The organism is Arhodomonas sp. KWT2, from assembly GCF_041949875.1.
In the GTDB taxonomy this organism is placed as follows: domain Bacteria; phylum Pseudomonadota; class Gammaproteobacteria; order Nitrococcales; family Nitrococcaceae; genus Arhodomonas; species Arhodomonas aquaeolei.
The window spans coordinates 44,341-70,635 of the sequence record NZ_JBHFPQ010000032.1; the positions used below are offsets into that span (position 1 = coordinate 44,341).

Genomic DNA, 26,295 nt, shown 5'->3' on the forward strand with positions numbered 1-26,295 from the left:
CGCGCTCCGTCAGGGAGGGACGCATTGGAGATCCGGCACCTGCGCATCGAGAATTTCCGCCGCCTGGTGGCGCCGCTGGAGATCGGGCCCCTGGAGGGCGGCCTCAACGTGCTCGGCGGCGACAACGAGGCGGGCAAGTCCACCGTGCTCCAGGCCCTGCGCGTGGCACTGTTCGACCGGCACGGGCTGAGCGGCCGGGCGGCCTCGGAGCTCCAGCCCTACGGTCATCGTGTGGGCCCGGAGGTGACCCTGACCTTCACCTGCGGCGGCGACGAGTACCGACTCTGGAAGCGCTTCTGCCAGGGCGCCGGTGCCCGCCTGGAGGGGCCGGGCGGCCGTTGGGAGGGCGATGCGGCGGAGGAGGCGCTGCAGTCGCTGCTCGGCTTCGAGCGCCCGGGCCGCGGTGCCACCGACGCCCGCCATCAGGGCGTCTGGGGTCTGCTCTGGGTGACCCAGGGCACCACCTTCCATGCCGTCGATCCCGCCGAGAGCGCGCGCCGCTCCCTCGGCGCGGTACTGGAGGCGGAGGTCGGCGACGTCCTCGGCGGGGCCACCGGCCAGCGCCTGCTCCGCCATTTCGCCACCGAGCGGGGCCGCTTCTGGACGTCCACCGGGCGCCCGGGGAAGGCCCTCAAGGATGCCGACGCCCGGGTGGAGACCCTGTCCACGGAGCTGGCCGAGGTGGACGGCCAGCTCGCCGAGTTCGACGAGGCCGTGAACCGGCTCGCCCGAGAGCGCGAGGAGCTCGCCGCGCTGGACGACCCGGACGCCGCCGCCGAGCGCCAGCGCCGCCTCGATGCCGCCCGGGCCGCCCACCAGCGACTGGAGGCCAGGCGTGCCGAGCGCGAACGCCTCGCCGGTGCCGTGCGCGTCGCCGAGGCCGAGCACCAGCAGCGCGAGAGGGACTGGACGGAGCGCCAGAAGGATATCCGTGCGCTCGCCGGGCTGGAGCAGACCCTGACCGCCGCGGACACCGCGCTGGCGGACGCGGATGCCCGCGTGAGCCGTGCCGAGGCCGCGGAGGCCGAGGCCCGCGCCGCCCACGAAACCGCTGCCGGGGCCGTGAGTGCGGCACGCCGGGCGGAGGAGGAGGCCGCGCGGGCCCGCGAGCGCCTGGACGGCGAGCAGCGCCTGCGTGCCGACCGCGAGGCCCTCGCCCGGGCGGAGGAGGCGCTGGAGGCCGCCCGGCAGGCACGGGCGTCGGTGGCGGACGTCGCTATCCAGCGCGGGGACGTGGACGAACTGCGCGGTATCGAGGATCGCCTGGCCCGGGCCGAGGCGCGGCTGGAGGCCGGTGCCACCCGGGTGGACGCCGAGGTCGCCGTGCCCGTGTCGGTCAGCGGTGCCGCGGAGCCCGTTGCCGAGGGGCAGTGGCGGCTGACCGGCGAGGGCGTGCTCGCCCTCGAGGGGATCGGCACCGTGCGTGTGAGTCCCGGCGGGGTGGACCTGACGTCGGCGCGGGAGGCCCGGGACGAGGCCCGCGAGGCCCGGCGCGGGGTGGCGTCCCGCCTCGGCGTGGACACCGCGGCGGATGCGGAGGCCGCGCTCCAGCGCCGCGAGCGTGCCCACGCGGATGCTGCGGCGAGCGAGAAGGTCGCCGCAGCGCACGCCCGGGACGGCGTGGCGGCCCTGCGTGAGCGCGTGCAGGCGACCGCGGAGCGCATCGAGGCCCTGCCGGCGGCTGACGACGGGGTGGACCTGGAGAGTGCCGCGGCGGCGCTGCCGGCGCGGCGCGAGGCTCGGGAGGCCCGGGAGCGCGAGCACGCGGACTCCGGCCAGCGGCACGGTGAGTGCCGTGACGCGCTCGCCGATTGCCGTGAGGCCCGGGTGGCCGCGCGTACCGAGCGTGACCAGCAGGCCCGGCGCCGGGACCAGCTCGCCGCCGCCCTGGCGGAGGCGCGCGCGGGCCGGGACGACGACGCCCTCTATGCCGCCCTGGCCGCCGCCCGCCAGGCCCTGGAGACCGCCCGCGACGACCTCGCCCGTGCCGATGCCGCCATTGCCGCCGAGGACCCGGAGACGGTGGCCCTGCAGCTCAAAACCGCCGAGGCCGCGGTGAGCCGGGCGCGCGAGGAGCGCGAACGCGCCGAGCGCAGCGTGCGCGATCTCCAGGTGCGGCTGGAGGCGCTGGGGCAGCAGGGTCTGGGCGAGCGCCGGGTCGAGCTGGACACGGCACTGGCGGAGGCCCAGCGGGAGCGGGAGCGCCTGCACCGCGAGGCGGGGGCGGTGAAGCTGGTCGCCGACGAGCTGGAGGCCGCGGCGAGCGAGGCCCGCCGGACCTTCCTCGGTCCGGTGATGGAGCGCCTGGCACCGTACCTGCGCATGCTGATGCCGGACGCCGAGCTCGTGCTTGACGACACGCTGACCCTCACCGGTGTGCGCCGCGGCGGCCGGGAAGAGGCCTTCGACGACCTGAGCCTGGGCACCCGCGAGCAGCTCGCCATCCTCGTGCGCCTGGCCTTCGCCGATCTGGTCGCCGAGCGCGGCGAGCCGGTGCCGGTGGTCCTGGACGACGCCCTGGCCTTCGCCGACGAACACCGCTTCGAGGCGATGAAGCTGGCCCTAGCCCGGGCCGCGGAACGCCACCAGGTGCTGGTGCTCACCTGCCGGCCACGGGACTACGCCACCCTCGGTGCGCCGCTGCACCGCCTAGAGCGGGCGTTGTGAGCACCCGCGCTGTCACCGCCGTGTCACGCGCGGTGACTACGCTGACGAGCGGGGTTTCAGCGGGCACATCATGATCGAACGCGAAAGCCTGGACGCGATATTCTCCGCCCGGGCGCTTACTGCACTGTTCCAGCCGATCCTTACCTGCCCTTCGGGCGGGCTCTGGGGGCACGAGGCGCTCATCCGCGGGCCGTCGTCCGGGCCGTTGCACTCGCCGCTCAAGCTCTTCGACGCCGCCGCCCGCGAGGGCCGGCTGGTGGAGCTGGACCTGCTCTGCCGTGAAGTCGCCATTGAGGCCTTCGGCCGGGCGGGCTGCCCCGGGCGGCTGTTCCTCAACGTCACCCCGGACGCGGTGGTCGCCAGCGACCATCCCACCGGCGAGACCCTGCGCTTCCTGGAGCGCGCCGGGGTCGCCCCGGAGCGGGTCGTCATCGAGATCACCGAGCAGTTTCCCATCCACGACTACGCCATCGTCCGCCACGCCGTGGACCACTACCGTTCGATGGGTTTCGCCGTCGCCCTGGACGACCTCGGTGCCGGCTACGCGGGCCTGCGCCACTGGTCGGAGCTGCGTCCCGACTACGTCAAGATCGACCGCCACTTCGCCAGCGGCGTCGAGTCCGATGCCGGCAAGCGCGAGGTGGTGCGCTCGGTGCTGGACATGGCCCGGCGCATGGGCACGCGGGTCATCGTCGAGGGCATCGAGACCGAGGCGGAGTACACGGCGCTGCGCGCGCTGGGCATGACCCACTCACAGGGCTATCTCTTCGGCCGGCCGGCGGAGCGCCCGCTCACCGTGGATCAGCCCATGCCCGGCGGGGATGCCGGCGGTGTGCCCGGTGCTGCCGTCCAGCGGCCGACCGCGCGGCTACTCGCGCGCGAGGTCGTCCCCGCGGAGCCCACGGCCAGCGTCGCCGAGGTGGCGGCGCGTTTCCGCGCGGAGCCTGACCTGCGCTGTGTCCCGCTGGTGGGCAGGGACGGTCGGGCCGTGGGCATCGTGCGCCGGGACACCCTGCTCTCGCGGCTGGCCCACAACTACGGGCATGCCCTGTTCGCCGGGCGCGAGGTAACGGGCTTCGTCGAGTCCTCCACGGTCACCGTCCCCGGTGACCTGCCCCTTGAGGCGCTGAGCCGCCGGGTGACCGAGGCCGACGACGCCGACGAGGCCATCCTCATCACCGATCCCGACGGGCTCTACCTGGGCGTGGGCAGCGTCTTCGACCTGCTGCGCCGGATCACCGACCTCCAGGTCCACAGCGCCCGCCATGCCAACCCGCTGACCGGCCTGCCCGGCAACGTGCGCATCGAGCAGCATATCGATGCCCTGCTCGCTGCGGGCACGCCGTTCACCGTTGTCCACGCGGATCTCGATCACTTCAAGGCCTACAACGACTTCTACGGCTACCAGCGTGGCGACGAGGCCATCCTCGCCACCGCCCGCATCCTCCAGGCGCGGCTCCATGCCGGGGATTTCGCCGGTCACGTCGGCGGCGACGACTTCGTGCTGCTGCTTCGCGGCAGCGACTGGGAGCCCCGCTGCCGGGCGCTGCTGGAGGACTTCGCCGCCCACGCGCCGGCGCTCTACGACGCCCGGGAGCGTGAGCGCGGGGGTATCGAGACCCGTGACCGCCAGGGCTGTCCGCAGCGTTTCCCGCTGCTCTCCATCTCCCTCGCTGCTGTCCCCGTGCTGGACCGCCGCTTCACCAGCCACTACCAGATCGCCACGGTGCTCGCCGAGATCAAGCACTGCGCCAAGCGCGAGCCGGGCAACAGCCTGTTCGTGGACCGTCGGCGCCAGCCGGAAGGGGAAGTGCCCGGTGCAGTGGCGCCGTTGGACGATGCCGCCGGCTCCCGCGGGGCCTGATTCCGGGTATCGGGGAGAACGGCTACCTATTCCGAGGTAGTTGTTAAGCAGTTCACATTTTGAATAATAATTCCCCTCGCCGCCCGGGTGTGACAGCGCCCGTCCGGCGGCGACCGGGGATGCCGCGTCATCCCGGCTCCCTCCCGCAGGGCACGCAAACCGCTTATCCCGCGTCGACCGGCCACCACCGTGTCCGCCGGGGCCGCGCGGTGTGCCGAATCGACGGAAGGCGCGGGGCGCGGTTGTCACGTGAGGTTACAAGGTGGGAGAAAAGGCTTTGAATCGATTCAACAGCGTCGAGGCCAAGGTGCTGGCGGCGGTCGCGGTGGGCGTGCTGCTGATCGTGGCCGGGGCCTCGTTCGCGGTGATGCGCACGTGGGAGTCGGTTACCGGCTTCAGTCACCTCCAGGCGCAGCTCAGTGCGCGCATGTCGGATACCGCGGACCTGCAGCGGCGCTTCGCCAACCAGACCCTCGCCTGGAAGAATTATCTCCTGCGCGGCCGCGATCCCGACGGACGCCAGGATTACTGGCAGCGCTACGAGCAGGCCCGTGCCGGGGTCGACAAGAACGTCGGGGAGCTGAAGGCGCAGTTCGAGAACTCGAAGGTGCTCGCGGCCATCGGTGCGTTCGAACGGGCGCACGGGCAGATGGTGACCCGGATCCGCGATGGCCGGCAGCGTCTCGCCGCGAACGGTTTCGCGGTTGCCGGTGTGGACCGGGAGCTGTCAGGGATGACCACGCCCGTGCGCCAGGCCCTCGACGACCTGGTCGCCGCTATCGAGGCCCGCGCCGGGGAGAAGGCCGTGGAGCACCGTGCCGCCGCCAGCACGGCGTTGCGGATCGGGCTCGGCGGTATGCTGCTGGCCATCATCGTCAGCGCCCTGGCGTTGCGCTGGCTGCTGCGGCGCACGGTGACCCGTCCGCTCAAGACGCTGGTCGCGGACCTCGACCGCATCGGCGACGGGGATTTCCGCCAGCCCGTGGCGGTGAGTTCGAGCGACGAGGTCGGACGGGTGGCCGGTACCGCCGAGGCACTGCGCGTCGACCTCGGGGCCATGCTCGCCCGGCTCAAGGAGTCCTCCTCGAGGGTATCCTCGTCGGCGGAGGAGCTCTCCTCGGTGGCCTCGGAGACCCAGGGCGGCATCCAGCGCCAGCGCGGCGACACGGATCAGGCGGCCTCGGCGATGAACGAGATGGCGTCGTCCGTCCAGGAGATCGCGCGGCACGCCACGGAGTCCGCGGAGACCGCGAGGACGCTGAGTCGCGATGCCGACGCCGGTCGCGGGACCATCACGGCGAACGGCGAGGCGGTCTCCGGCGTCGCCGCCTCCATGAACCGCGCCAACGAGGCCATCCAGGCCCTGGAGCGCCACGCCGGCGACATTGGCGAGGTGGTGGAGGTGATCACCAGCGTCGCCGATCAGACCAATCTGCTGGCGCTGAACGCCGCGATCGAGGCGGCGCGTGCCGGTACCGCCGGCCGCGGCTTCGCCGTGGTGGCCGAGGAGGTCCGCTCGCTGGCGGGCGAGACCCAGCGCTCGACCGAACGCATCCGGGGCATCGTCACCCAGGTCCAGGAGAGCAGCCGGACCGTGGTCGAGGCCATCGAGAGCAGCCATGAGCGCACCGGGGTCGCCCAGAGTCGGGCCCATGAGGCCGAGCACGCGCTGGAGACGATCATCGGCGGGATCGAGCAGATCGCGGACCTTACCGCGCAGATCGCCACCGCGACCGAGGAGCAGACCTCGGTGTCCGAGGAGATCAACCGCAACATCGCCGGCGTCAGCGAGGTGGCCACCAGCAGCGCGACCTCGATGACGCAGGTCACCGGGGCGAGCGACGAGCTCGCCCGGATCGCCGGCGATCTGGAGACGGTGGCGGCGCGCTTCCAGCTGTAGGCGGGTGAGGCGGTGGTCAGGCCGTGCGGAAGCGCTCCACGCGGCGGGCGAGCTCCGCGGCCTGCGTGCGCAGGGACTCGGCGACCTCGGCGTTGGCCTCGCTGCTCGATGTGGTCTGGGTTGCGATCCCGCTCACCGCCTCGAGCTGGCGGCGCAGCTCCGCGCCCACCCGGGTCTGCTCCTCGGAGGCGGTGGCGATGCGCTCGGTGTGCTCACGGATGTGCCGGGCGCCGGTGGCGATGTCGCCGAACGCCTCGTTGGCGTGGCCGGTCTCCTCCCGCGCCGCCTGGGCGGAGCTCAGGCTGTGCGCCATCGCCTCGCGGCTCTCGTTGGCGAGGCGCTGGAGCTCGGTGACGCTGGTCTGGATATTATCGGTGGACTGGCTGCTGCGCTGGGCGAGAGCCCGGACTTCCTCGGCCACTACGGCGAAGCCTTCGCCGGCGCTGCCCGCCCCGGCCGCCTCGATCGCGGCGTTCAGCGCCAGCAGGTTGGTCTGACGGGCGATGCTGTCGATGACCTCGACCACCTCGCCGATGGTCTCGCAGTGGCCGTTGAGCGCCTCCAGCCGTTCGGCGGTCTCGCCGAGGTCCCGCTCCGCGGCGCGCACCCCCGCCAGCCCGGCCTCCAGCCGCCCGCGGCCGTCGCGGATACGGGCGTCGACGTCGGCGGTGGTGTCGTCGGCCTCGCTCGCCGCGGCGGCGACCTCCTCGACCGCGCCGGCGCTCTGGGTGGCCGCGGTGACCGCCTCCTCCAGGCGCTCGTCCTGCTGCCGGGCCCCGTCCAGGGTCTCGTTGCTGCGCCGGTAGAGGGCGTCGGCGGCCTCGCCCAGGGCGCTGTCGGCGGCGCGAATGGCGTCCACCGAGCCGGCGAACTCGGCGAAGCTGCGCTCCAGTGCCCGGCTCATGCGGCCGATCTCGTCGTTGCGCGGCCACGCCACCCGCGCGGTGAGGTCGCCGCCGGCAACGGCATCCGCCGTCGCGACCACCCGGTCCAGACCCCGGCGGATGTGGCTCGCGAGCAGGGCGGTGAGCAGCAGCCCGGTGAGCACCGCCAGGGAGGCGACGCCGGCGATCCACAGCCGTGCCGCGTGGGCACCGTCCACCGCGCGGGAGCGGGCCTGCGCGGCGGCGGCGTCGACGCCGTCGATGTAAGTGCCGAGCGTCTCGTGGGCGCTCTCCAGCAGTGCGTCCCCTTCGCTCTCGCTGAGCTTGATTGCCGGCTGTACCAGCCCCTTGTCCGCGTTGTCCTTGAGCCGGCCGTGGAGCTCGCGGTAACGCGTCAGGGTCTTGCGGAAGCTCGCCAGGCGTTCGCTCTGTCCGGCGCCGGTGGTCAGGGAGTCGAGTCGGGCGATCAGCGTATCCAGGGTCTCGAACGCCTGCTTCGCCTCGGCGAAGTAGGCCTTGGCACCGGGGATGTCCAGCGATGCCCGGGCCAGCAGCGCGCCCTTTTCCGCGCGCTCGATCGCGGTGATCGCGCTGCGGACCTGCTGGGCGTCGCGTACACGGGCCAGTGCCCGGTCGGCGACGGCGGTGACCGCCGCGTCCAGCCGGGAGATCTGCCAGAAGCCGGTGAGCGAGACCGCGGCGATCGCCCCGACGAGGACCGCCAGGGTGAGCCAGAGTCTTGCGCGAATCGTGATGTTTCGCATAAGAGCCAGTACTGCCTGCTGGGAAAGGGTGCCGCTGCCGGTTGCGGGCACGCCAGTTGTAGGCGTTGCGGATTGCATGCGCATGACAGCCCGCCGGCTGGACCCGGGCCGCGGCAGCCGATACACTCCGAGCCGTCTTTGGGGAGTAGTCGCCCGGGGCCGGTGGCCGCGGGGCGCGCGTCAACAGATTTGATCCCTCAATGGATCGTGGCGCGGGCAGCACCGGTAGGTGCCTGACGAGACCTTTGACACGCGGCATCCGGACCGGGGCGGGCGGATGCAGTGTGTCATCGTGTCCGTGAGGCCCGCCCCCGAAGGATCCCCGTTGGAAGCCTTTCTGATCTCGACCGTCTCCGTCGCCCTGGCGGAGATCGGCGACAAGACCCAGCTACTGGCCCTGGTGCTCGCTGCGCGGTTCCGCCGCCCCGGGACGATCGTCGCCGCCATCCTCGTCGCCACCCTGGCCAACCACGCCGCGGCCGGTGTCGCCGGCGCCTGGGTCGCCGCACTGGTGCCGCCGGCGGTGCAGCAGTGGCTGGTGGCGGTCTCGTTCGTCGCCATGGGGCTGTGGCTGCTGGTGCCCGACGATGACGACGATGCGGCGGCGCGCTATCCCTACGGTGCGTTTCTCACCACGCTGATCGCCTTCTTCCTGGTGGAGATCGGGGACAAGACCCAGATCGCGACGGTGGTGCTCGCCGCGCGCTACGACCCGCTCTGGGCGGTGGTGGCGGGCACCACCGTGGGCATGCTCGCGGCCAACGTGCCGGTGGTGTTCATGGGCGGGGTCGCCGCCAACCGCTTGCCGATGCGCCTGGTCCACGGCGTGGCGGCGGGGCTGTTCGTGGTCCTCGGGGTGCTGGCCGTGCCCGGCGTGCTGCCCGGCGTCGACTTGCTGTAATCCGGCTGTCGTGCCCGTGTAGTGCCCCGCCGCTAGCCTGCGCCGACAGGCCCCGTGTCGGGGTGGGTACCAGTGGAGGCACGATGACGCGGATGCATGCACGCGTGGTGGAGGGGCGCAGGGGAGAGCGGCGGCTGTACCTGCGCAAGTATCTCCAGCAGGGCCGGCGGGTGGCGTCGTTCGCGCCGTCCAGCCGGCACCTGGCCGCGGCGACCTGCCGGGGGGTGGACCCGGGGCGGCCACAGTGGCTGCTCGAGCTCGGTGCGGGTACCGGCAGCATCACCCGTGCCGCCGCGGCGCGCATGCACCCGGACAGCCGTCTCATCGCCGTGGAACGCGATCCGGACTTCGCTGCACTCGCCGCCCAGGCCGCCCCCCGGGCGGAAGTGGTGGTCGCCGACGTCGCCGACCTGGAGGCGCTGCTGCACGAACGGGGCATATCCCGGCTCGACGGCGTTCTCAGCGGGCTGCCGACGCCGAGCCTGCCGCCGGCGCTGCGCGAGCGGGTGTTCGCCGTTCTGGCCGAGCGGGGTGGTCCCTGGGTGAGCCAGATCACGGTGATGCCGTGGGTGTACTACGGTCTCTACCGTCGGTTCTTCCGCACGGTGGCGTTCGAGCCGGTCTGGCGTAACCTGCCGCCGGGCGGGGTCTATCACTGCCGGGGGCCGCGTTGCGCGGCTGCCACGGTCGTTACTCCCGGGTAAGCCGGTGGATCAGCGCCGCGTGCTCCGGGTGGGCGGCGGCGAGGGTGTCGCGTTCGGCCAGGGTCATGTCCGCGAAGTCGAAGCCCGGGGATACCGCCTCGCTGATGAGCCCGTAACCGTGTCCGCCGGCGAGCAGCTCGGAGGCCTTCCACACCCCCCCGGGGACGGTGAGCTGCAGGCACTGCCCGGTGGCCAGGCCGTGACCCAGGTCCACCTGCTCCAGGCGTCCGTCCCGGTGGATGAGGTGATAGCGGACCGGATCACCCATGTGGAAGTAGTGCACGATGTCCGAGCGGTTGCGGTGGAAGTGGCCGACCGGGGCGGCGGCGGTGAGCAGGTAGTGGATGGAGGTCATGGCGTGGCGCTCGCCCCCCGGTGTGAGCACCCGCGGCTGGGCATCCGCCTGGTAGGTCCGCCGGTAGTAGCCGCCTTCCACGTGGGGCTCCAGGGACAGGGCGTGGATGATCTCCTCGGCGGTGGCGGCCATGGTCTCCTCCGTTCGCGTGTGCTGCCGCGCCATGATAGCGGACCCGGGTGTCCGCGCCCGAGCGTTCATTCGCGGCGCCACGCCGCCAGTGTCCGGCGGAGCAGGTCGACGTTGCGGCGGTTGGCGCGGAAGCCGGCGTCGAAGACGTCGCCCGCCAGCGGGATGCTGCCCACCGCGAAGTCCACGGCGATGTTGGCGAGCATGCGCGCCAGTGTCCGCCGTCTCACCCCGAGGCGGCGGGCCTCCAACACGGGGTAGAGCGCCAGCACGGCCATCACGCCGTCGCCGATCCCCGGCAGCAGCCCGACCAGGGCGTCCGCACCGATCCGCCACGATGTGCCCGGGACGGGCAGCGCCGTATCCATGAACACGGCGAAGCGCTCGAGACGGCGTAGGGCGGCGGCCTCGTCCCGTGGCCGGGCGTCGATGCTCACCGCCGGGCGATGATCCAGACCGCGTGCACGATGCCGGGGATGTAGCCGAGGATCGTGAGCAGGATGTTGATCCAGAACTGTCCGCCCAGGCCGACCTGGAGGAACACGCCGAGGGGCGGCAGCAGGATCGCGAAGATAATTCGTATCAGGTCCACAGGGCACCTCCTGCGAGGGTTGATAAGCGTCTTTCCGTGCCCCGTCATCCCGATTGACTAAATGAAGGCGGGATAATCGCTCTGCAAGGGGGCACCGTGATTCCCCCGAGGGGCCCGGCGTTCGCCGTGGAACGCGGTTCCGGTTAGGCTGGACTACCGCCGTATCCGCGAGGGCGTGTCATGATCCCACCGGGGGAGCTCCTGGTCTTCGCCGCCGCCGCGCTGGTGATGGTCCTCAGTCCGGGCCCGAACATGGTCTATCTGGTTTCCCGTTCGATCTGTCAGGGGCGGACCGCGGGCGTGTTCTCGCTGCTGGGCGTGATTGCCGGTTTCCTCGTCCACGTGCTCGCCGCCGCGGGCGGGCTGACCGCGCTGTTCCTGGCCGTGCCCCTTGCCTATGAGCTCGTTCGCTGGCTGGGTGCGGTGTACCTGCTCTATCTCGCCTGGCGGATGGTGCGCCCCGGCGCCGGCTCACCGTTCGAGGCCCGGACGCTGCCGGAGGAAAGCCCCCGGCGGCTGTTGCTGACGGGCTTTCTGACCAATGCCCTCAACCCCAAGATCGCGGTGTTCTACCTCTCGGTGTTCCCCCAGTTCGTCTCGCCGGCGTACGGGCCGCTGTTCACCCAGGGCGTGCTCCTGGGGCTGGTGCAGATCGCCGTCAGCCTGCCGGTGAACCTGGCGATCGTGCTGTCCGCGTCGACGCTCGCCGCCAGGTTGCGGCGCCGGCCGCTATGGCTGTCCGTGCAGCGCTACGTCATGGGGTTCGTGCTGGGGGCGCTGGCGGTGCGGCTGGTGACCGGACGGCGGAGCGCCTGAGCCGTCGTCGTCCGTCCAGGCCCTCAGTCTTCCCGGGGGCAGTGCTCGGCGACGATACCGGCGAGGAACGTCATGACCGCGGCCACGGGCGGTGCGCGGAACAGGTCCGGGTAGGTGACGAGCCAGATGGGGGCCGACGGGTGCGGCTGCTGCTGGGGCAGCCGTACCAGGCGGTCGTCCGCGTCGCCGATGAAGCGGGGCAGCGATACCGCGCCGAGGCCGGCCGCCGCTGCCTCCTGCTGCGCGAGCAGATCGCTGGAGCGGAAGACGACCGGCCGGTTGCCGACGACCGAACGCAGCCACTGCTGCTGGGTGACGTGCTCGTAGGTGTCGTCGTAGCCGATGAAGGACCACTCTGCGCCGGGGCGTGCGGCGTAGCCCGGGGGGCCGTAGAGTCCGAATGCCATGCTGCCGGCCCGCCGGGCGAGCAGTTCGCCCTCCGTGGGCTCGACGAGCCGGATCGCCAATTCGGCCTCGCCCCGGTCCGGCTGTGCGATCTCCGGGGTGACAGCCAGCGTCAGCGTGATCTCCGGATGGTCGCGGTGAAACGCCGGCAGGGATGGCGCCACCAGCCGGGTCGCGACCGCCGGCGAGGCGCTGACGCGGACCTCCGTAGTCGCCGCGCCGGCGCGGGCGTCGAGGTAGTGTCCGAGCTGGACCATGCCGCGTTCGGCGAGTGCGGCCCGGTCGAGCAGGGCCTCGCCCTCCCGTGTCAGACGCACGCTGCGCGGCAGGCGGTGGACGAGCTTGACGTCCAGTGCTGCCTCCAGCGCCGCTATGCGGCGGCTGACCGTCGCGTGGTCAACGCCCAGCGCCCTGGCAGCGCCCGAGAGCGAGCCGCCGTGTGCGAGGGCCAGGAAATGCTGGAGATCCTGCCAGTCGAATTTGTGCATATCTGCACAATAATACGCAAATTTGGTGAATTTTTGCGCGTTATCCCCCGTGCTTCAATCCCGTGACCCTTATGGCAAGTGATCGGGAGGCCGTTACCCATGGCCGAGACAAGCGGGGCCGTCCCGGCCCATCCCCGGCGGCTGATGGCGCTGGCACCCTGCGTGTTCGTCCTGCTCTGGTCCGCGGGTTTCCCCGTGGCCAAGGTCGCGCTGCACGCGTCGTCGCCGTTCGTGCTGCTGGAGCTGCGTTACCTCTGCGCCGCTGGGGCGATGGCGGTGCTGTTCGCAATCCTGCGCCCGGCGCTGCCCCGGGGGGCACAGCAGTGGCGCGACGTGGCGGTCGTGGGTGTGCTGGTGCAGGTGGTGTACTTCGGGCTGACCTACCTGTCGCTGTATAGCGGGGCCTCCGCCACCGTGGTCGCCCTGATCGTCTCGCTCCAGCCGATACTGGTGGCGGTGTTCGCCCCGGTGGTGGTCGGCGAGCGTGTGCGTGCCGGACAGTGGTGCGGGCTGGTACTGGGCCTCGCCGGCGCGATGACGGTGATTCTCGCCGGTGGCGGCCGCACGAGCCTGACCCCTGCCGGTGTCGCACTGGCCGTGGGGGCGCTGGCGGGGATCGTCGCCGCCATGCTCTACGAGAGACGCTTCGGCGTGGGGCATCACCCCGTCAGCGTGAACCTGATCCAGTACGCCCTCGGTGCGGCGCTGTGTCTCCCCCTGGTCTTCCTCGGGGAAGGCCACCTGGAATGGACGGTGCCGTTCGCCGCCGCGCTCGGGTATCTCGTGATCGGGAACTCCCTCGTCGCGGTCACCCTGTTGCTCGCCATGACCCGGGCGGGACAGGTCGCCCGGGTGGCGTCACTGTTCTTCTTCGTGCCGCCGATGGCTGCCGTGATCGCCCGGGTCGTGCTGGGCGAGGCCGTGACGCCCGCCGGATGGCTGGGCATCGCGGTCGCCAGCGCAGGCGTGTCACTGGCGACCCGGCGGCGTGCCTGAGACGCCGTCCGGGTCCCGGTGACCGGCTTCGCGGACGCTAGCGGCTGGCGTTCTGGCGCTCGACCATCCACTCCGGGTAGATGGGGTCCGGCCGGGTGACCTCGTCCAGCCGCCGGATCTGCTCGTCGCTGAGGGTGAGCTCGGCGGCCTCGAGGTTGTCCTCGAGCTGCTCCATGCGCTTGGCGCCGACGATCACGCTGCTTACCCCGGGCTGTGCCAGCAGCCAGGCGAGGGCGACGCGGGGGATGGTGCTGCCGGTCTCGCCGGCGACGGCCTCCAGCGTGTCGATCGCATCCCAGACGCGTTCGCGGTCGATGGGCGGGAAGTCGAAGCCGCTGCGCCGCGCGTCCTCCGGGGCGGTGTTGTCCCGGCGGAACTTGCCGCTGAGCACGCCCCCGGCCAGGGGCGACCACGGCAGCACCCCGAGGCCCTGCTCCCGGCACAGCGGCAGCAGCTCGTGCTCCAGCTCGCGCCCGACCAGGGCGTAGTACGCCTGCAGGGAGACGAAGCGCTCCATGCCGTGGGCCTCCGCCAGGGTCAGCGCCCGGGCCAGGTGGCGGGCCGGCCAGTTGGAGCAGCCGGTGTAGAGCACCTTGCCCTGGCGGACCAGGTCGTCGAGGGCGCGCAGGACCTCCTCGACATCGGTGCGTACGTCCCAGCCGTGGACCTGGTAGAGGTCGATATGGTCGGTGCCAAGGCGCCGCAGGCTCGCCTCGCAGGCGGCCATGATGTGCTTGCGCGAGAGTCCGACGTTGTTCGGGTCGCCCCGGCCTTCGGCCGCGGCGGGGCTCATCGGGCCGCGGACCTTGGTGGCGATCACGGCCTGGTCGCGGTCGATGCCGACGTTGCGCAGCGACCGCCCGAGGATCTCCTCGGACTCGCCGAAGGAGTAGACGTCGGCGGTGTCGAACAGGTTGATGCCGGCCTCCCAGGCCCGGGCGACCATGCGGTCGGCGCCGTCCTGGCCGACCTCGGCGATGTTGATGAAGTTGGAGCCGAAGGTCATCGTCCCCAGGCTGAGCGGCGAGACCTTGAGGCCGGTGCGGCCGAGCTGGCGGTATTCCATGCTGCCTCCGTTGGCGTGGGGCCCGGGCCCGTGGCGGTGGCACGGGCCGAGAGGGATTCACCGGAAAGGGATGGATGCCACCCGGCCGTGATTCAAGCGTGTCCGTGTCACGCCGGGTCGAGGTGGCCGCGCCTCACACGCCGATGTCCTCGTTCCAGAGCTCGGGGCGCTCGCGGATGAACGCGCTCATGAGCTCGATGCACGCCGTCTCCTGCAGAACCTCCACGGTGACACCCCGTGAGCGCAGCAGTGCCTCTTCGCCGGTGAAGGTCCGGTTCTCACCGATGATCACCCGGGGGATGCCGTAGAGCAGGATGGCGCCGGTGCACATGGGGCACGGCGACAGCGTGGTGTAGAGGGTGCTGGCGCGGTAGGCCGATGCGGGCAGGCGGCCGGCGTTCTCCAGTGCGTCCATCTCGGCGTGGCGGATCGCGCTGCCGTCCTGGACCCGGCGGTTGTGGCCGCGGCCGATGATGCGGCCGTCGCGCACGAGCACGGAGCCGATGGGGATGCCGCCCTCGCGGTAGCCCTGACGGGCCTCGTCCAGTGCGGCCTGCATGAATGCGTCCATGGTCTGTCTCCTGGTCGGCCGCCCCGGCGGCGGGCCGGTCTCACTCGGCGAACAGCCGGTCGTCCCACCATACCGGGGTCGGCAGGCCGTGGCCGATGCGTTCGAACTCCTCGTGATCCGGGTTGATGACCACGTTGTGCTCCACCCGGGCGACGAACGAGGGCACCAGCAGGACCGCGGAGCGGCGCTCGGCGGCCCAGCGCGCACCGAACCCGGCGGACACGGAGGGCTCGGGGGTGTCCCAGCCAGGCAGCGCGTCCTTGGTGACCATCTCGTAGCTCAGCCCGTGGGGCAGGGTGATCTCGATGAAGTGCTGGTTCGGGGGCATTAGCCCGCCGGCATGCACGAGCTTCTCCAGCATGGCGGTGGAGTAGTGCTCGCAGGCGTAGATCACGGGGGTGGTGGCGGTGTTCCAGCGCCCGGGGTAGCGCCGCGAGCCGGTGGCGTCGTAGATGGGGTAGTCGCCGTCCGGATCGCCGATGCGGTAGGCGCTCAGCGTCCGGTCCAGGCGCTGGACGCTCACGCCGCGGAGCCGTACTTGAGCCGCCCGAGGATGTGCTCAACCGCCTCGGCGCCGACGCTGCTCTCCACGGCCAGTGCCAGCGGCGTCCGGCCCTCCAGCAGCGGGTGGGGCTGGTGGAGGAAGCGCCGGGCGTGGTCCTCGTCGCGGTAGACGTCCAGCGCCATGCGCCATACGCCCGCCGTGCGTGCGAGCTTTTCGCTCTCGTAGGCGCTCAGTGGACGTTTTTCCCGCCGGCGCCGCTTGAGGGTGGCGCGGGAGACGATCATCTCCGGGAACGCCTTGTCCCCGGGGGCGATCTCCTGCGCGAGACGGTCCAGCGCCGATACCGACAGCCCGTGAACGAGCTCCTCGGACAGGCTCAGGTGGGACAGGCCGGCGGGATCGGGCAGGCCGAGCAGTTCGCCCAGCTGCTGGACCTCGGTGTGGGCGGACATGGCGTACCTCCGTTCATGTGATCCCGAATATAGGCTCACTTGGTACCTTTTCCAAGGGGCGGGGTCACGACGACAGGGCATCGTCCCTGGTGAGCACCCAGCAGCGGGGCTGGCGGGTCAGCCCGATATGCTCGTAGTAGCTGTCGGCGCCGGGGGCCGCGATCAGGAACACCCGGCAGCGCGGACCAAGCCCGTCGCGGGTAAGCGCCAGGAGCCGGCGGCCGATGCCACGACCCTGCCAGGCACGGTCGACCGCGAGGTCCGAGAGGTAGCAGGCGTAATGGAAGTCGGTCACCGAGCGGGCGACGCCCACGAGTCGTCCGCCGGCCCAGGCGGAGACGGTGAGGTCGGCGTTGTCGAGCATGCCGGCGATGCAGTCCGGGTCGTCCACCGGCCGTCGTTCGCCCAGGGAGGAGGCGTTGAGCAGCGCGGTGAACTGGGCAGTGGTGACCGGGGTGTCGGTGCGGTATTCCACGTCGGGCATCCGGGGTTCCTGTCTGGTGTCCGCCGGCGGTGTGCCGGTCCGCCCCGAGTTTATGGCCGGTGATCCCCGGGCCGCCAGCAGGGCGGCGATGCCTCGGCACCGCCGCCCTCGCTCCTACTTGATGGCGATGGGGTTCACCGGTGCACCGGTGCCGCCCTCGACCTGCAGCGGTGCCGCGGCGAACATGAAGGTGTACTGCCCGTCCTCGGCGCTGTCGTCGGCGAGTCCTTCCAGCCAGTAGATCTCGGAGAGGACGACACCGAGGTCGCGGATCAGCGCCCCGTGGAGCGGGATCACGACGGTGTCGCCGTCGATCTCCTGCACCACCTTCTCCACGCCCAGGTTGTCCGCGGCGATCATCGGGGTCTCCATGTCGGCGAACCACTGCACCATCTCGTGGCTATAGCACAGGCCCGGCTCCGACATGGCGTCCCACTCGCTGTTGGTCTTCTCGTCGAAATAGCGGGCCATGGAGCCGGTGCGCACGATGACGATGTCCCGCTTGCCGATGGTGGTGCCCTGGGCCTCGGCCGTGGCCTTCAGGTCCGCCAGGGTGATGCACTCGTCGTTGTCCAGGCGGGTGTCGTCGCCGCCCATGTGGCGGCCGACGTCGAGCAGCACCGCCCGGCCCACCACGCCGCGTTTGCCGATAGCGGCGACGTCCGCGTGGCTGTGGCCGTCCACGGTGGTCTCGGCGGAGACGCCGCCGTAGATCCGCTCGCCGTACCAGGCGTGGCCCAGGGCGTCGACGTGGGTGGTGCCCTGCAGGTACATGAAGGCGACGTCGTCGGAGAACTTCACGCCGCCCGGCAGCGGGTCCTTCTTGCCCGCGGCGAAGGTGCTCTCGTCCTGGGCCATGTAGTGCATCATCGGGATGCGCCCGGGGAAGACCGGGCCGAAGTTGTGGCTCATCGGGATCTGCAGCGAGAAGATCTCGCCGCCGGAGACGGCGGCCGCGCCGTTCTTCACCTGCTCGGCGCCGAGGTAGTTGAGCGCACCGACCTGGTCGTCGTCGCCCCACTGGCCCCAGGATTTCGGGGCGTCCGCCTGCAGGCGCTCCATCGGGGTCTCGGCGAACGCGGGGGCCGTGGCCGCCAGGCCAAGCACTGCGGCGGCCGCGAGCGCCAGGGGACGCGCGGCGATGGTAATGCCGTGACTGGACATGGTTTCTCTCCTGTAGAGTCGATAGTTGTTGTACTGCCCGCCGTTACGGCGGACGGGGTGCCGGTTCCGTCGGGGTATCCGCGGCACCTGTGCTGGAGCATAATTCAGGATTTCTATTGTGCTCGCTGATATTGATACAAAATTCCTATAGGCGGGATAGGTTATCGGCGTCGCCCGGGCGAGGGGCCGGGCAACACCGCTGTGAGGAGAGGGACCGATGGACCTGAGGCAGCTGCGTTATTTCGTGGCGATCGTGGAGAGCGGCTCCATCAAGCGGGCCGCGATGTCGCTGTACGTCGCCCAGCCGTCACTCAGCCAGCACGTGCGCAACCTGGAGGAGGAGCTGGGCGTGACCCTGCTCACCCGCTCCGCCCGTGGCGTATCGCCGACGGAGGCGGGCCTGGAGCTGCTCGGCTATGCCCGCAGCATCCTCTCGCAGCTGGAGCAGGCGCGGGAGGCGCTGCGTGCGGGCAGCGTCGACCCCCACGGGAGCGTGCGCCTGGGCCTGCCCAACTCGGTGAGCCTGGTGCTCGGCGTGCCGCTGGTGGAGATGGCCCATCATGAGCTGCCCAATGTCTCCCTGCGGGTGGTCGAGAGCATGAGTGGCTATATCCTCGACTGGCTGCGCGCCGGCCAGCTCGATCTCGCCATGCTCTACGGCGTGCAGCGCTCCCCGGGTATTTCCGCCCGGCAGCTGCTCACCGAGGACCTCTACCTGGTCAGCCTCCCCGGGGCCGGCCGTGACGACGGGACGGTGGACATGCAGGAGCTCGAGCGCTTCGAGCTGATCCTGCCCGCCCGTCGCCACGGTCTGCGCGAGCTGGTGGAGAAGGCTGCCCGGGACAACGGCGTGCGGCTGTGGATCCGCACCGAGATCGACGCCCTCACCCAGATCAAGGCGCTGGTGCGCCGCGGGCTCGGACAGGCGGTGCTCTCGCACTCCGCGGTCTACGAGGAGCTCTCCCGCGGTGAGCTGGTGGCGCGGCGCATCGTCAATCCTGCTATCGATCGCACGGTCTACGTCGCCGAGCCCTCGGACCGCCCGATCTCCCATGCCGCCCGCGCGGTGGCGGAGCTGCTCACCCACTGCGCCCGCGGGCTGGTGGAGGACGGGCGCTGGCGCGGTGAGCTCTGCGATACCCAGGGGTATGCGGTAAAACGATAGCCGGGATCAAAAATATATAATTGAGATATTCCTCTCCTCGGCCATGCTTGTCCGGAGTCGCCGCCCCACGGGGAGCGACCAGAACGAACAACATCGCTGGAGGAGAGAGAGATGGGTACGAGCAATCCGCTGCGCCCGCTGGGGCGCGCATTCCTCGCCGGCGTCTGCGCGCTCGGCATCGGCACGGCCGGCGCCGCCGACAAGCCCGAGCAGATCGACATCGGCATTTCCGCATTCCTCTCGGGGCCGGCCTCCGTGTTCGGTGAGCCCGCCCGTGCCGCCGCCGAGATCATGGCCGAGCGGATCAACGACAACGGCGGGATCCACGGCGTGCCGCTCAACCTGAGCTTCATCGACGAGGGGGCGGGCAGTGAGCACCTGCTCTCCGAGTACCGCCGGCTCGTGCAGAGCGAGGGCTACGACGTCATGTTCGCCTCGATCTCCAGCGGCAACTGCCTGAAGGTGGCGCCGCTCGCCGAGGACCTCGAAGTCGTCAACCTGATGTGGGACTGCGGCACCCAGCGGGTGTTCGAGGAGGGTGACTACAACTACGTTTTCCGCACGCAGGCGAACGCGACCCCCGAGATGCTGGCCTCGGTGCTGTACCTGCTGAAGACCCACCCCGACTTCGAGACCATCGCCGTGGTCAACCAGGACTACGCCTGGGGCCGTGACTCCTGGAAGATCTTCCGTACCGCCCTGCAGACCCTGAAGCCGGACGTCGAGGTGGTTGCCGAGTTCTTCCCCAAGTTCGGGACCCCGGACTTCTCCACCGAGATCACGCGGCTGCTGGCGATGCGCCCGGACGTGGTGCTCTCCACCTCCTGGGGTGGCGATCTCGACAACTTCGTGCGCCAGGCCAAGCAGCGCGGGCTCGACGAGCGCTCGACGCTGGTGCTGCCCCTCGCCGAGAGCTCGCTGGAGCGCCTGGGTGAGGACATGCCCACCGGGGCGATCGTCGGTGCCCGTGGCGACCACTACTATGCCCATCCCGGCTATGCCGACGACGAGAAGTTCAACGAGTTCGTGAGCAGCTTCCGCCAGAAGACCGGCAACGTGCCGATCTACTCCGCCTTCCACATGGTCCAGGCGTTCGACGCGCTTCAGGCCGCCTACGACCGCGCCATCGAGGCCAACGACGGCGAGTGGCCGGACACCGAGACCCTGGCCGACGCCTTCGAGGGTCTGAGCTTCCGCGGTGCGACCAGCGAGATCACCATCCGCCCGGCGGATCACCAGGGCCTGGAGGACCAGATGCTCGGCACTGCCAAGCAGGTGGAGGGCAAGGACATCGCCGAGCTCTGCGACATCACGGTCTTCCCTGCCGAGGCGATCACGACCCCGGCCGGCGAGGATTCCACCGAGTGGCTCAAGGGCCTGTCGGCGGACCTCCTGGACACCGACGTCACCACCTATCCGGGCTGCCACTAAGCCCGGCGGATCGACGACGGCCTGATCGCGGGGCGCTCCGGCGCCCCGCGGCCTGAAGCGGGAGGGGAACCGTGGACCTCATCATCTTCACGCTCGCCGTGCTCGACGGCCTGGCGTATGCCTCGCAGGTCTTCATGGTGGCGGTCGGGATGACGCTGATCTTCGGCGTGATGCGCATCCTCAACATCGCCCACGGCGGCTTCTACGCCATCGGCGCGTACCTGTCGGCGGGCATCGGCCTGGCGATCGCCTCCGCCGGGCTCAGCCCCTGGCTGCACCTGCCGGCGCTGGTCATCGGCGCGGCGATGGCCGGCGGCGTGCTCGGGCTGGTCATCGAGCGCTTCGTGCTGCGCTACATCTACGTCAAGGAGGAGGTGCTGCAGCTGCTGGTCACCTTCGCCATCTTCATGATCCTCGAGGACGTCCAGCGCCTGGTCTTCGGCGTGCAGCCCTACGCGGCGAGCAGCCTGGTCGACGCGATGGGCACCATCAACGTGCTCGGCATCCCCTACAACGCCTACCAGGTGCTGCTGCTGCCCGGTGTGGCCGTGCTCACGCTGGTAGGGCTGCGGTGGTTCCTGCATCACACCCTGCTCGGCCACCTCATCACCGCCACCGCCGAGGACCGCGAGGCGGCGACGGCCATGGGGGTGAACGCCAACCGGGTGTTCCTGCTGACCTTCACCATCGGCACCGTGCTGGCCGCCCTGGGCGGCGCTTTCGCGGCGCCGACCACGGCGGTGCAGCTCGGTATGGGCGCGGACATGATCGTGCTCTCCTTCGCGGTGGTGGTCACCGCGGGCCTGGGGCAGGTCGAGGGGGCCGCGGTCACCGCGGTGCTGATCGGCCTGGGGCGCTCGTTCGCGATCTACCTGATGCCCGAGCTCGACGTGCTGATGCCCTACTTCATCATGATGCTCGTGCTGCTGGTCCGTCCCAACGGGCTGTTCGGCACGGTCCAGACGAGGAAGATCTGACATGCGCGGCGGCCGGTTTCTGTTGCTCGGGGTGGTGGCGCTGATCGCGCTCATGCCCCTGTTCGCGCCCTGGAGCAAGACCTTCCTGGTGCTGGCGATCGCCAAAGGGCTCGCGGTGCTCGGCATCGTGGTGCTGCTGCGTGCCGGCCAGGTCTCCTTCGGGCACGCCCTGTTCTTCGCGGCCAGCGCCTACGTGGCGGCCTTCGCCGCGCGGCTGCTCGGTGGCGGCGAGCTGCTCACCCTGCTGGTGATCGGCGCCCTCGGCAGCGGCGTGCTGGGCCTGCTGGTCGGGCTGTTCGTGGTGCGCTACCGCTACATCTTCTTCGGCATGCTCAACCTGGCGTTCTCCATGGTTTTCTACGCCGTGCTGGAGAAGTTCTACCACTACACCGGCGGCAGCGACGGGCTGATCCTCTCGCGTCCGAGCGTGCTCGGCATCGGCCTGGAGCGGCTGCCCTTCGAGTACACGCTGTTCTACGTCGCCCTGGCGACGGCGGCGGTGCTCGGCTGGCTGGTGCACCGCTACCTCAACTCGGCACCGGGCCGGGCCCTGGCGGCGATCAAGACCAACGAGACCCGCCTGGAGTACCTGGGCATCTCGGCGCGGGGCACGCTGCTGGTGGCCTACGTGATCTCGGCGATGCTCGCCGGCGTGGGCGGTACCCTGGCGGCGGTCATGCAGGGCCTGGTGACGCCGGAGTATGCCTACTGGGTGCGCTCCGGGGAGTTCGTGTTCATCGCCATCCTCGGCGGGGCCGGCCACGTGCTGGGCGCGTTCGCCGGGGCGCTGGTCTACGAGGGCGTGCGCATGTACCTCGCCGTGCTCGCCGCGGACATGTGGCAGCTGCTGCTGGGCGTGGTCCTGCTGGTGATCGTGCTGTTCGCCTCCGAGGGGCTCGTCGGCCTGTGGCACCGGATATCCGGCCGGTTCGCGCCGGCGGGGAGGGAGGCATCATGAGCCAGGCACTCATCGAGGCCCGTGACCTGCACATCGAGTTCGGCGGGGTGAAGGCCGCCGACGGCGTGGACCTGTCGGTCCACGAGTCGGACCATCTCGCGATCATCGGCCCCAACGGGGCGGGCAAGACCACGTTCCTCAATATCTGCACCGGCTACCTGCGGCCCAAGTCCGGGACGGTGCGCTTCGACGGCACCGAGATCACCGGGCGCAGCCCGCGCTGGATCACCCGGCGCGGCATCGCCCGGGCGTTCCAGATCCCGCAGCTGTTCCTCGAGCACACGGTGATCGAGAACATGCTCATCGGAGCCGCCGCCCGGGACCGGGTGCGCTCGCTGTGGCGGCCGCTGTCCGCGTCCACAGCCCGCGACGAGATGATGGAGCTGCTCGAGCTCATGGGCGTGGCGGACGTCGCCGCCCAGGTGGTCACCGCGCTGCCGGAGGGCCAGCGCAAGCTCATCGACATCGCCCTGGCGCTGGCGCTCAAGCCGCGGGTGCTGCTGATGGACGAGCCCACCAGCGGGGTGAGCTCCCAGGAGAAGTTCCAGGTGATGGACACCCTGCTGCGGGTGCTCGCCCACCAGCAGGTCACGGCGGTGTTCGTCGAGCACGACATGGAGATGGTGGAGCGCTACGCCGAGCGGGTGGCGGTCTGGGACGCCGGGCGCATCCGTATCGAGGGGACGCCCGCCGAGGTGCTCGCCGACGCCGGCGTGCAACGCGACGTGATTGGGTTGTAGCCATGCTGCGATTTGAAGGCATCAATGCGCGTATCCAGGGGGTGCCCGTCCTGCGCGACGTGGACTTCACCCTCGAGCCCGGGGCGACCGTGGCGCTGATCGGGCGCAACGGCGCGGGCAAGACCACGACCCTGCGCACGGTCATGGGCTTCATCGCCCCGGACAGCGGCTCGCTGTATCTCGGCGATCGCTGCATCGACGACATCCCCGCCCACGCCCGGCCTGGTCTGGGGATCGGCTACGCCCCCGAGGACCGGCGGCTGTTCTCCGCGTTCAACGTGCGCGAGAACATCCTGCTGCCGGCCCGCGCCGCGCGGGTGGCACCGGAGGAGATCCGGCGCCGGCTGGACGGGGTCTACGAGATCCTCCCGGAGCTCCGGGACATGGCCGAGCGCCCCGGCGGCACGGTCAGCGGCGGCCAGGGCAAGATGGTCGCCCTCGGCCGGGCGCTGATGATCGGCACCCGGGTCGTGCTCCTCGACGAGCCCTTCCAGGGCCTCGCCCCGGCACTGGCCAACCGTTACGCGGAGGCGCTGCGCACCCTGCGCGAGCGTGACCGAGACATCACCCTGGTGATCACCGAATCGAACCCGGCGCTGTTGCGGCAGTTCGCCGACCGGACACTCGTCATAGAGCGCGGCGAGGTGAGCGAGGGCAGCCTGGAGCGCAGCCACGCGGACGCCGCCACACAGGAGGAGATTTCATGACCCGCACGAAGCTCGACATCTCGCCGGACGGCGAAGCGGTCACGATCCTGATCGACAACCAGTGGCGCGCCGCCGCCGGTGGTGGCGCGGTCGCCGTGCACGCGCCCTCGGACGACGGTGCGTTCGCGCAGATCGCCCGCGGCGGTGCCGCCGAGGTGGACGAGGCCGTCGCCGCCGCCCGTCACGCCTTCGAGGAGGGCGAGTGGGGCCGGCTCACCGCCATCGAGCGCGGCCGGCTGCTGATGCGCGTCGGCGAGCTGATCCAGGCCAACGCCGAGGAGCTCGCCCAGCTCGAGAGCCGGGACACCGGCAAGCCGCTGAGCCAGGGCCGCGCGGACATGGTCGCCGCGGCGCGCTACTTCGAGTACTACGGTTCGGCGGCGGACAAGGTCCACGGCGAGACCATCCCGTTCCTCGACGGCTACACGGTGATGGCCCTGCGCGAGCCCTTTGGCGTGACCGGTCACATCATTCCGTGGAACTACCCGGCGCAGATGTTCGGGCGCTCGCTCGCGCCCTCGCTGGCGATGGGCAACGCCACCGTGCTCAAGCCCGCCGAGGAGGCCTGCCTGCTGCCGCTGCGCATCGCCGACCTCGCCATCGAGGCGGGCTTCCCGCCGGGGGCCATCAACGTGGTCACCGGCCTCGGCGAGGAGGCCGGCGCGCCGCTGGCCTCCCACCCGGATATCGACTTCCTCGCCTTCACCGGCTCCCCGGAGGTGGGGACGCTGGTCCAGCAGGCGGCGGCGCGCAATCACGTCGGCTGCGTGCTGGAGCTCGGCGGCAAGTCGCCGCAGATCGTCTTCGACGACGCCGACTTCGACGCCGTGCTGCCGGTGGTGCAGAAGGCCATCGTCCAGAACGCCGGCCAGACCTGCTCCGCCGGCAGCCGGGTGCTGGTGCAGGAGAGCGTTTTCGACGCCTTCATCGAGCGCCTGACCGCCGCCTTCGGCGAGCTGGTCACCGCCAGCCACGACGCGGACGCGAACTGTGGGCCGCTGGTCAGTCGCGCCCAGCAGCAGCGGGTGCAGCGCATGCTCGCCGACGCGGAGGCGGACGGCGTGCCGGTGATCGCCCGCGGGCGCATCGCCGAAGGCACGCCGGAGCAGGGTTACTACGTCGCGCCGACGCTGCTCGGGCCGGTGCCGCGGGAGCACACCATCGCCCGTGAGGAGGTGTTCGGGCCGGTGCTCTGCGCCATTCCCTTCCGCGACGAGGCGGACGCCGTCGCCCTGGCCAACGGCACCGACTACGGCCTGGTCGCGGGCATCTGGACCCGCGACGGAGCCCGCCAGATGCGCATGGCGCGGCGGGTGCGCGCGGGGCAGGTCTTCGTCAACGGCTACGGCGCCGGCGGCGGCATCGAGTTGCCCTTCGGTGGCATGAAGAAGAGCGGCCACGGGCGCGAGAAGGGCTTCGAGGCGCTGCGCGAGTTCTCGGTGGTCAAGACCGTCGTGCTCAACCATGGCTGATGCGACGGCAATCGGAGCGCGCGGGTGGGAGGGTCCCGCCGGGACCGTCTGCGGCCATGGATGGCCGCAGTCGAGCGTACAGGGAGGTATTCACAGCGTGTCCCGGCGGGATCCTCTCACCCCGCGCGGCCCAAACCCCGGTCACATATGAATGAAGGATAGTGAGGAGGAGAGTCCCATGAGGATGAAGGACAGGATCGCGGTGGTCACGGGCGCGGCGTCGGGCTTCGGCGCGGAGATCGCCCGGGTGTTCGCCCGGGAGGGCGCAAAGGTGGTGGTCGCCGACCTCAACGAGGAGGGCGCGAAGGCCGTCGCCGCCGAGATCGGCGACAGTGCCGTCGGCGTGCGCGCCGACGTCGCCAACCGGGCCGACGTGAAGGCGATGATCGACACCGCCGTCGAGCGTTTCGGCGGCTTCGACACCATCGTCAACAACGCCGGCTTCACCCACGTTAACCAGCCGATGATGGACGTCACCGAGGACGACTTCGACCGCTGCTACTCGGTCAACGTGAAGTCCATCTACCTGGCCGCGCTGGAGGCCGTGCCGCACTTCCGCAAGCGTGGCGGCGGCAACATCATCAACGTCGCCTCCACCGCCGGGGTCCGGCCGCGGCCCGGACTGACCTGGTACAACGGCAGCAAGGGCGCGGCCATCGTCACCAGCAAGTCCATGGCCGTGGAGCTCGGCCCGGAGAACATCCGGGTCAACGCCATCTGCCCCGTGATCGGCGAGACCGGAATGCTGGAGCGCTTCATGGGCGTGCCGGACACCCCGGAGAACCGCAGGAAGTTCCTCGCCACCATCCCCCTCGGGCGCATGTCCCGCCCCGCCGACGTCGCCAACGCCGCGCTCTACCTCGCCAGCGACGAGGCCGAGTTCATCAGCGGCGTGGCGCTGGAGGTGGACGGGGCGCGCTGCGTGTGAGCCTTCGTGGGGGAGGGGCAATGCGTCGGCGGACACGTTGGGGACACGTCCCAGTACGTCCGGCTGCGGTCACCCCTGGCCGCGGTCGGTCCGCCGCCGCACTGCCCCTCCCCCGGTCATCGCGGCCCGGGGTGTGGAAGGGCTCCCGACAGCGGACTGCCCCCGTGCTGCATCGCGCCCGACCGGTGAGCCGGGCCGTCAACGGAATGG

At 71.0% G+C, this 26,295-nt stretch carries 26 protein-coding genes; 15 read left to right on the top strand and 11 right to left on the bottom strand.

The genetic code is table 11. The annotated features are described in order from the left end of the window. The first annotated feature begins 24 nt into the window (after nt 1-24). From ACEZHJ_RS04215 to ACEZHJ_RS04225, 3 genes are all read left to right on the top strand, one after another. Nucleotides 25-2,667: an AAA family ATPase gene (locus ACEZHJ_RS04215; RefSeq protein ID WP_375036261.1), complete on the top strand. Its 2,643-nt coding sequence runs from the start codon at nt 25-27 to the stop codon at nt 2,665-2,667. Between the two features lie 70 nt (nt 2,668-2,737). Further along, on the top strand, nt 2,738-4,531 hold the full coding sequence (locus tag ACEZHJ_RS04220) for a bifunctional diguanylate cyclase/phosphodiesterase (protein WP_163142065.1): 1,794 nt from the start codon (nt 2,738-2,740) through the stop codon (nt 4,529-4,531). A gap of 277 nt (nt 4,532-4,808) precedes the next feature. After that, complete coding sequence (locus ACEZHJ_RS04225; protein ID WP_259202084.1) at nt 4,809-6,431, top strand: methyl-accepting chemotaxis protein; 1,623 nt, start codon at nt 4,809-4,811, stop codon at nt 6,429-6,431. Nucleotides 6,432-6,447: 16 nt separating this feature from the next. Here the strand turns inward: ACEZHJ_RS04225 and ACEZHJ_RS04230 are convergent, their stop codons facing one another. After that, nucleotides 6,448-8,079 (bottom strand): methyl-accepting chemotaxis protein, encoded by a 1,632-nt coding sequence (locus ACEZHJ_RS04230; RefSeq protein WP_375036262.1) that lies wholly within the window; start codon nt 8,077-8,079, stop codon nt 6,448-6,450. Nucleotides 8,080-8,404: 325 nt separating this feature from the next. Here ACEZHJ_RS04230 and ACEZHJ_RS04235 point away from each other — a divergent pair, with 325 nt between their 5' ends. Both ACEZHJ_RS04235 and ACEZHJ_RS04240 read left to right on the top strand, forming a co-directional pair. Then, the gene (locus tag ACEZHJ_RS04235) at nt 8,405-8,980 is read left to right on the top strand and encodes a TMEM165/GDT1 family protein (RefSeq protein WP_205599842.1); all 576 of its coding nucleotides are present in this window, start codon (nt 8,405-8,407) and stop codon (nt 8,978-8,980) included. 83 nt (nt 8,981-9,063) lie between these two features. Continuing rightward, complete coding sequence (locus tag ACEZHJ_RS04240; protein ID WP_375036263.1) at nt 9,064-9,684, top strand: methyltransferase domain-containing protein; 621 nt, start codon at nt 9,064-9,066, stop codon at nt 9,682-9,684. On the opposite strand, the gene ACEZHJ_RS04245 is transcribed toward ACEZHJ_RS04240, so the two are convergent. The 3 genes from ACEZHJ_RS04245 to ACEZHJ_RS04255 all read right to left on the bottom strand — a co-directional run bounded on the left by ACEZHJ_RS04245 (nt 9,671) and on the right by ACEZHJ_RS04255 (nt 10,760). Then, complete coding sequence (locus ACEZHJ_RS04245; protein ID WP_163140704.1) at nt 9,671-10,171, bottom strand: cupin domain-containing protein; 501 nt, start codon at nt 10,169-10,171, stop codon at nt 9,671-9,673. The two genes, ACEZHJ_RS04240 and ACEZHJ_RS04245, sit on opposite strands and share 14 nt — an antisense overlap. Nucleotides 10,172-10,236: 65 nt before the next feature. Then, complete coding sequence (locus ACEZHJ_RS04250; RefSeq protein WP_375036264.1) at nt 10,237-10,605, bottom strand: DUF4112 domain-containing protein; 369 nt, start codon at nt 10,603-10,605, stop codon at nt 10,237-10,239. Further along, nucleotides 10,602-10,760 (bottom strand): YqaE/Pmp3 family membrane protein, encoded by a 159-nt coding sequence (locus ACEZHJ_RS04255; protein WP_018719106.1) that lies wholly within the window; start codon nt 10,758-10,760, stop codon nt 10,602-10,604. The genes ACEZHJ_RS04250 and ACEZHJ_RS04255 overlap by 4 nt, the downstream gene beginning before the upstream one ends. Nucleotides 10,761-10,940: 180 nt before the next feature. On the opposite strand from ACEZHJ_RS04255, the gene ACEZHJ_RS04260 reads away from it, so the two are divergent. Further along, entirely contained in the window at nt 10,941-11,576 is a 636-nt protein-coding gene (locus tag ACEZHJ_RS04260; protein WP_163140708.1) for a LysE family translocator, read from the top strand. Between the two features lie 23 nt (nt 11,577-11,599). Here the strand turns inward: ACEZHJ_RS04260 and ACEZHJ_RS04265 are convergent, their stop codons facing one another. Continuing rightward, nucleotides 11,600-12,469 carry a LysR family transcriptional regulator gene (locus ACEZHJ_RS04265; protein ID WP_163140710.1) on the bottom strand — a complete coding sequence of 290 codons (870 nt, stop codon included), beginning with the start codon at nt 12,467-12,469 and terminating at the stop codon, nt 11,600-11,602. A gap of 99 nt (nt 12,470-12,568) precedes the next feature. Here ACEZHJ_RS04265 and ACEZHJ_RS04270 point away from each other — a divergent pair, with 99 nt between their 5' ends. Further along, nucleotides 12,569-13,465 carry a DMT family transporter gene (locus ACEZHJ_RS04270; RefSeq protein ID WP_018719109.1) on the top strand — a complete coding sequence of 299 codons (897 nt, stop codon included), beginning with the start codon at nt 12,569-12,571 and terminating at the stop codon, nt 13,463-13,465. 37 nt (nt 13,466-13,502) lie between these two features. On the opposite strand, the gene ACEZHJ_RS04275 is transcribed toward ACEZHJ_RS04270, so the two are convergent. From ACEZHJ_RS04275 to ACEZHJ_RS04300, 6 genes are all read right to left on the bottom strand, one after another. Further along, entirely contained in the window at nt 13,503-14,531 is a 1,029-nt protein-coding gene (locus ACEZHJ_RS04275) for an aldo/keto reductase (RefSeq protein WP_163140712.1), read from the bottom strand. 133 nt (nt 14,532-14,664) lie between these two features. Continuing rightward, on the bottom strand, nt 14,665-15,102 hold the full coding sequence (locus ACEZHJ_RS04280) for a nucleoside deaminase (protein WP_018719111.1): 438 nt from the start codon (nt 15,100-15,102) through the stop codon (nt 14,665-14,667). 40 nt (nt 15,103-15,142) lie between these two features. After that, a complete protein-coding gene (locus ACEZHJ_RS04285; RefSeq protein WP_018719112.1) occupies nt 15,143-15,625 on the bottom strand; it encodes an RES family NAD+ phosphorylase in 483 nt (160 codons plus the stop codon). After that, a complete protein-coding gene (locus tag ACEZHJ_RS04290; protein ID WP_018719113.1) occupies nt 15,622-16,059 on the bottom strand; it encodes an antitoxin Xre/MbcA/ParS toxin-binding domain-containing protein in 438 nt (145 codons plus the stop codon). The genes ACEZHJ_RS04285 and ACEZHJ_RS04290 overlap by 4 nt, the downstream gene beginning before the upstream one ends. Nucleotides 16,060-16,123: 64 nt before the next feature. Then, entirely contained in the window at nt 16,124-16,543 is a 420-nt protein-coding gene (locus tag ACEZHJ_RS04295) for a GNAT family N-acetyltransferase (RefSeq protein ID WP_018719114.1), read from the bottom strand. A gap of 114 nt (nt 16,544-16,657) precedes the next feature. Beyond that, nucleotides 16,658-17,707 (bottom strand): cyclase family protein, encoded by a 1,050-nt coding sequence (locus ACEZHJ_RS04300; RefSeq protein ID WP_163140714.1) that lies wholly within the window; start codon nt 17,705-17,707, stop codon nt 16,658-16,660. Nucleotides 17,708-17,924: 217 nt separating this feature from the next. Between ACEZHJ_RS04300 and ACEZHJ_RS04305 the strand changes: the two genes are divergently transcribed. The 8 genes from ACEZHJ_RS04305 to ACEZHJ_RS04340 all read left to right on the top strand — a co-directional run bounded on the left by ACEZHJ_RS04305 (nt 17,925) and on the right by ACEZHJ_RS04340 (nt 26,085). Continuing rightward, the gene (locus ACEZHJ_RS04305; RefSeq protein WP_375036265.1) at nt 17,925-18,872 is read left to right on the top strand and encodes a LysR substrate-binding domain-containing protein; all 948 of its coding nucleotides are present in this window, start codon (nt 17,925-17,927) and stop codon (nt 18,870-18,872) included. Between the two features lie 111 nt (nt 18,873-18,983). After that, nucleotides 18,984-20,303: an ABC transporter substrate-binding protein gene (locus ACEZHJ_RS04310; RefSeq protein WP_375036266.1), complete on the top strand. Its 1,320-nt coding sequence runs from the start codon at nt 18,984-18,986 to the stop codon at nt 20,301-20,303. 71 nt (nt 20,304-20,374) lie between these two features. Continuing rightward, nucleotides 20,375-21,280 (top strand): branched-chain amino acid ABC transporter permease, encoded by a 906-nt coding sequence (locus tag ACEZHJ_RS04315; RefSeq protein ID WP_018719118.1) that lies wholly within the window; start codon nt 20,375-20,377, stop codon nt 21,278-21,280. Nucleotide 21,281: 1 nt separating this feature from the next. Beyond that, nucleotides 21,282-22,238: a branched-chain amino acid ABC transporter permease gene (locus tag ACEZHJ_RS04320; protein ID WP_018719119.1), complete on the top strand. Its 957-nt coding sequence runs from the start codon at nt 21,282-21,284 to the stop codon at nt 22,236-22,238. Next, complete coding sequence (locus tag ACEZHJ_RS04325) at nt 22,235-22,978, top strand: ABC transporter ATP-binding protein (RefSeq protein ID WP_018719120.1); 744 nt, start codon at nt 22,235-22,237, stop codon at nt 22,976-22,978. The genes ACEZHJ_RS04320 and ACEZHJ_RS04325 overlap by 4 nt, the downstream gene beginning before the upstream one ends. 2 nt (nt 22,979-22,980) lie before the next feature. Beyond that, complete coding sequence (locus tag ACEZHJ_RS04330) at nt 22,981-23,685, top strand: ABC transporter ATP-binding protein (RefSeq protein ID WP_018719121.1); 705 nt, start codon at nt 22,981-22,983, stop codon at nt 23,683-23,685. After that, nucleotides 23,682-25,157, top strand: a complete 1,476-nt coding sequence (locus tag ACEZHJ_RS04335) for an aldehyde dehydrogenase family protein (RefSeq protein ID WP_018719122.1) — start codon at nt 23,682-23,684, stop codon at nt 25,155-25,157. Before ACEZHJ_RS04330 ends, ACEZHJ_RS04335 begins: the two co-directional genes overlap by 4 nt. Nucleotides 25,158-25,341: 184 nt before the next feature. After that, complete coding sequence (locus ACEZHJ_RS04340) at nt 25,342-26,085, top strand: glucose 1-dehydrogenase (protein WP_375036267.1); 744 nt, start codon at nt 25,342-25,344, stop codon at nt 26,083-26,085. Nucleotides 26,086-26,295: the final 210 nt, after the last annotated feature.

Coding starts and splice junctions, on each gene's coding strand:
- ACEZHJ_RS04220 (WP_163142065.1), top strand. CDS start 2,738: ATGATCGAACGCGAAAGCCTGGACGCGATATTCTCCGCCCGGGCGCTT.
- ACEZHJ_RS04275 (WP_163140712.1), bottom strand. CDS start 14,531: ATGGAATACCGCCAGCTCGGCCGCACCGGCCTCAAGGTCTCGCCGCTC.
- ACEZHJ_RS04320 (WP_018719119.1), top strand. CDS start 21,282: ATGCGCGGCGGCCGGTTTCTGTTGCTCGGGGTGGTGGCGCTGATCGCG.
- ACEZHJ_RS04305 (WP_375036265.1), top strand. CDS start 17,925: ATGGACCTGAGGCAGCTGCGTTATTTCGTGGCGATCGTGGAGAGCGGC.
- ACEZHJ_RS04340 (WP_375036267.1), top strand. CDS start 25,342: ATGAAGGACAGGATCGCGGTGGTCACGGGCGCGGCGTCGGGCTTCGGC.
- ACEZHJ_RS04295 (WP_018719114.1), bottom strand. CDS start 16,543: ATGCCCGACGTGGAATACCGCACCGACACCCCGGTCACCACTGCCCAG.
- ACEZHJ_RS04270 (WP_018719109.1), top strand. CDS start 12,569: ATGGCCGAGACAAGCGGGGCCGTCCCGGCCCATCCCCGGCGGCTGATG.
- ACEZHJ_RS04335 (WP_018719122.1), top strand. CDS start 23,682: ATGACCCGCACGAAGCTCGACATCTCGCCGGACGGCGAAGCGGTCACG.
- ACEZHJ_RS04300 (WP_163140714.1), bottom strand. CDS start 17,707: ATGTCCAGTCACGGCATTACCATCGCCGCGCGTCCCCTGGCGCTCGCG.
- ACEZHJ_RS04265 (WP_163140710.1), bottom strand. CDS start 12,469: ATGCACAAATTCGACTGGCAGGATCTCCAGCATTTCCTGGCCCTCGCA.
- ACEZHJ_RS04330 (WP_018719121.1), top strand. CDS start 22,981: ATGCTGCGATTTGAAGGCATCAATGCGCGTATCCAGGGGGTGCCCGTC.
- ACEZHJ_RS04325 (WP_018719120.1), top strand. CDS start 22,235: ATGAGCCAGGCACTCATCGAGGCCCGTGACCTGCACATCGAGTTCGGC.
- ACEZHJ_RS04245 (WP_163140704.1), bottom strand. CDS start 10,171: ATGGCCGCCACCGCCGAGGAGATCATCCACGCCCTGTCCCTGGAGCCC.
- ACEZHJ_RS04310 (WP_375036266.1), top strand. CDS start 18,984: ATGGGTACGAGCAATCCGCTGCGCCCGCTGGGGCGCGCATTCCTCGCC.
- ACEZHJ_RS04290 (WP_018719113.1), bottom strand. CDS start 16,059: ATGTCCGCCCACACCGAGGTCCAGCAGCTGGGCGAACTGCTCGGCCTG.
- ACEZHJ_RS04260 (WP_163140708.1), top strand. CDS start 10,941: ATGATCCCACCGGGGGAGCTCCTGGTCTTCGCCGCCGCCGCGCTGGTG.
- ACEZHJ_RS04240 (WP_375036263.1), top strand. CDS start 9,064: ATGACGCGGATGCATGCACGCGTGGTGGAGGGGCGCAGGGGAGAGCGG.
- ACEZHJ_RS04280 (WP_018719111.1), bottom strand. CDS start 15,102: ATGGACGCATTCATGCAGGCCGCACTGGACGAGGCCCGTCAGGGCTAC.
- ACEZHJ_RS04230 (WP_375036262.1), bottom strand. CDS start 8,079: ATGCGAAACATCACGATTCGCGCAAGACTCTGGCTCACCCTGGCGGTC.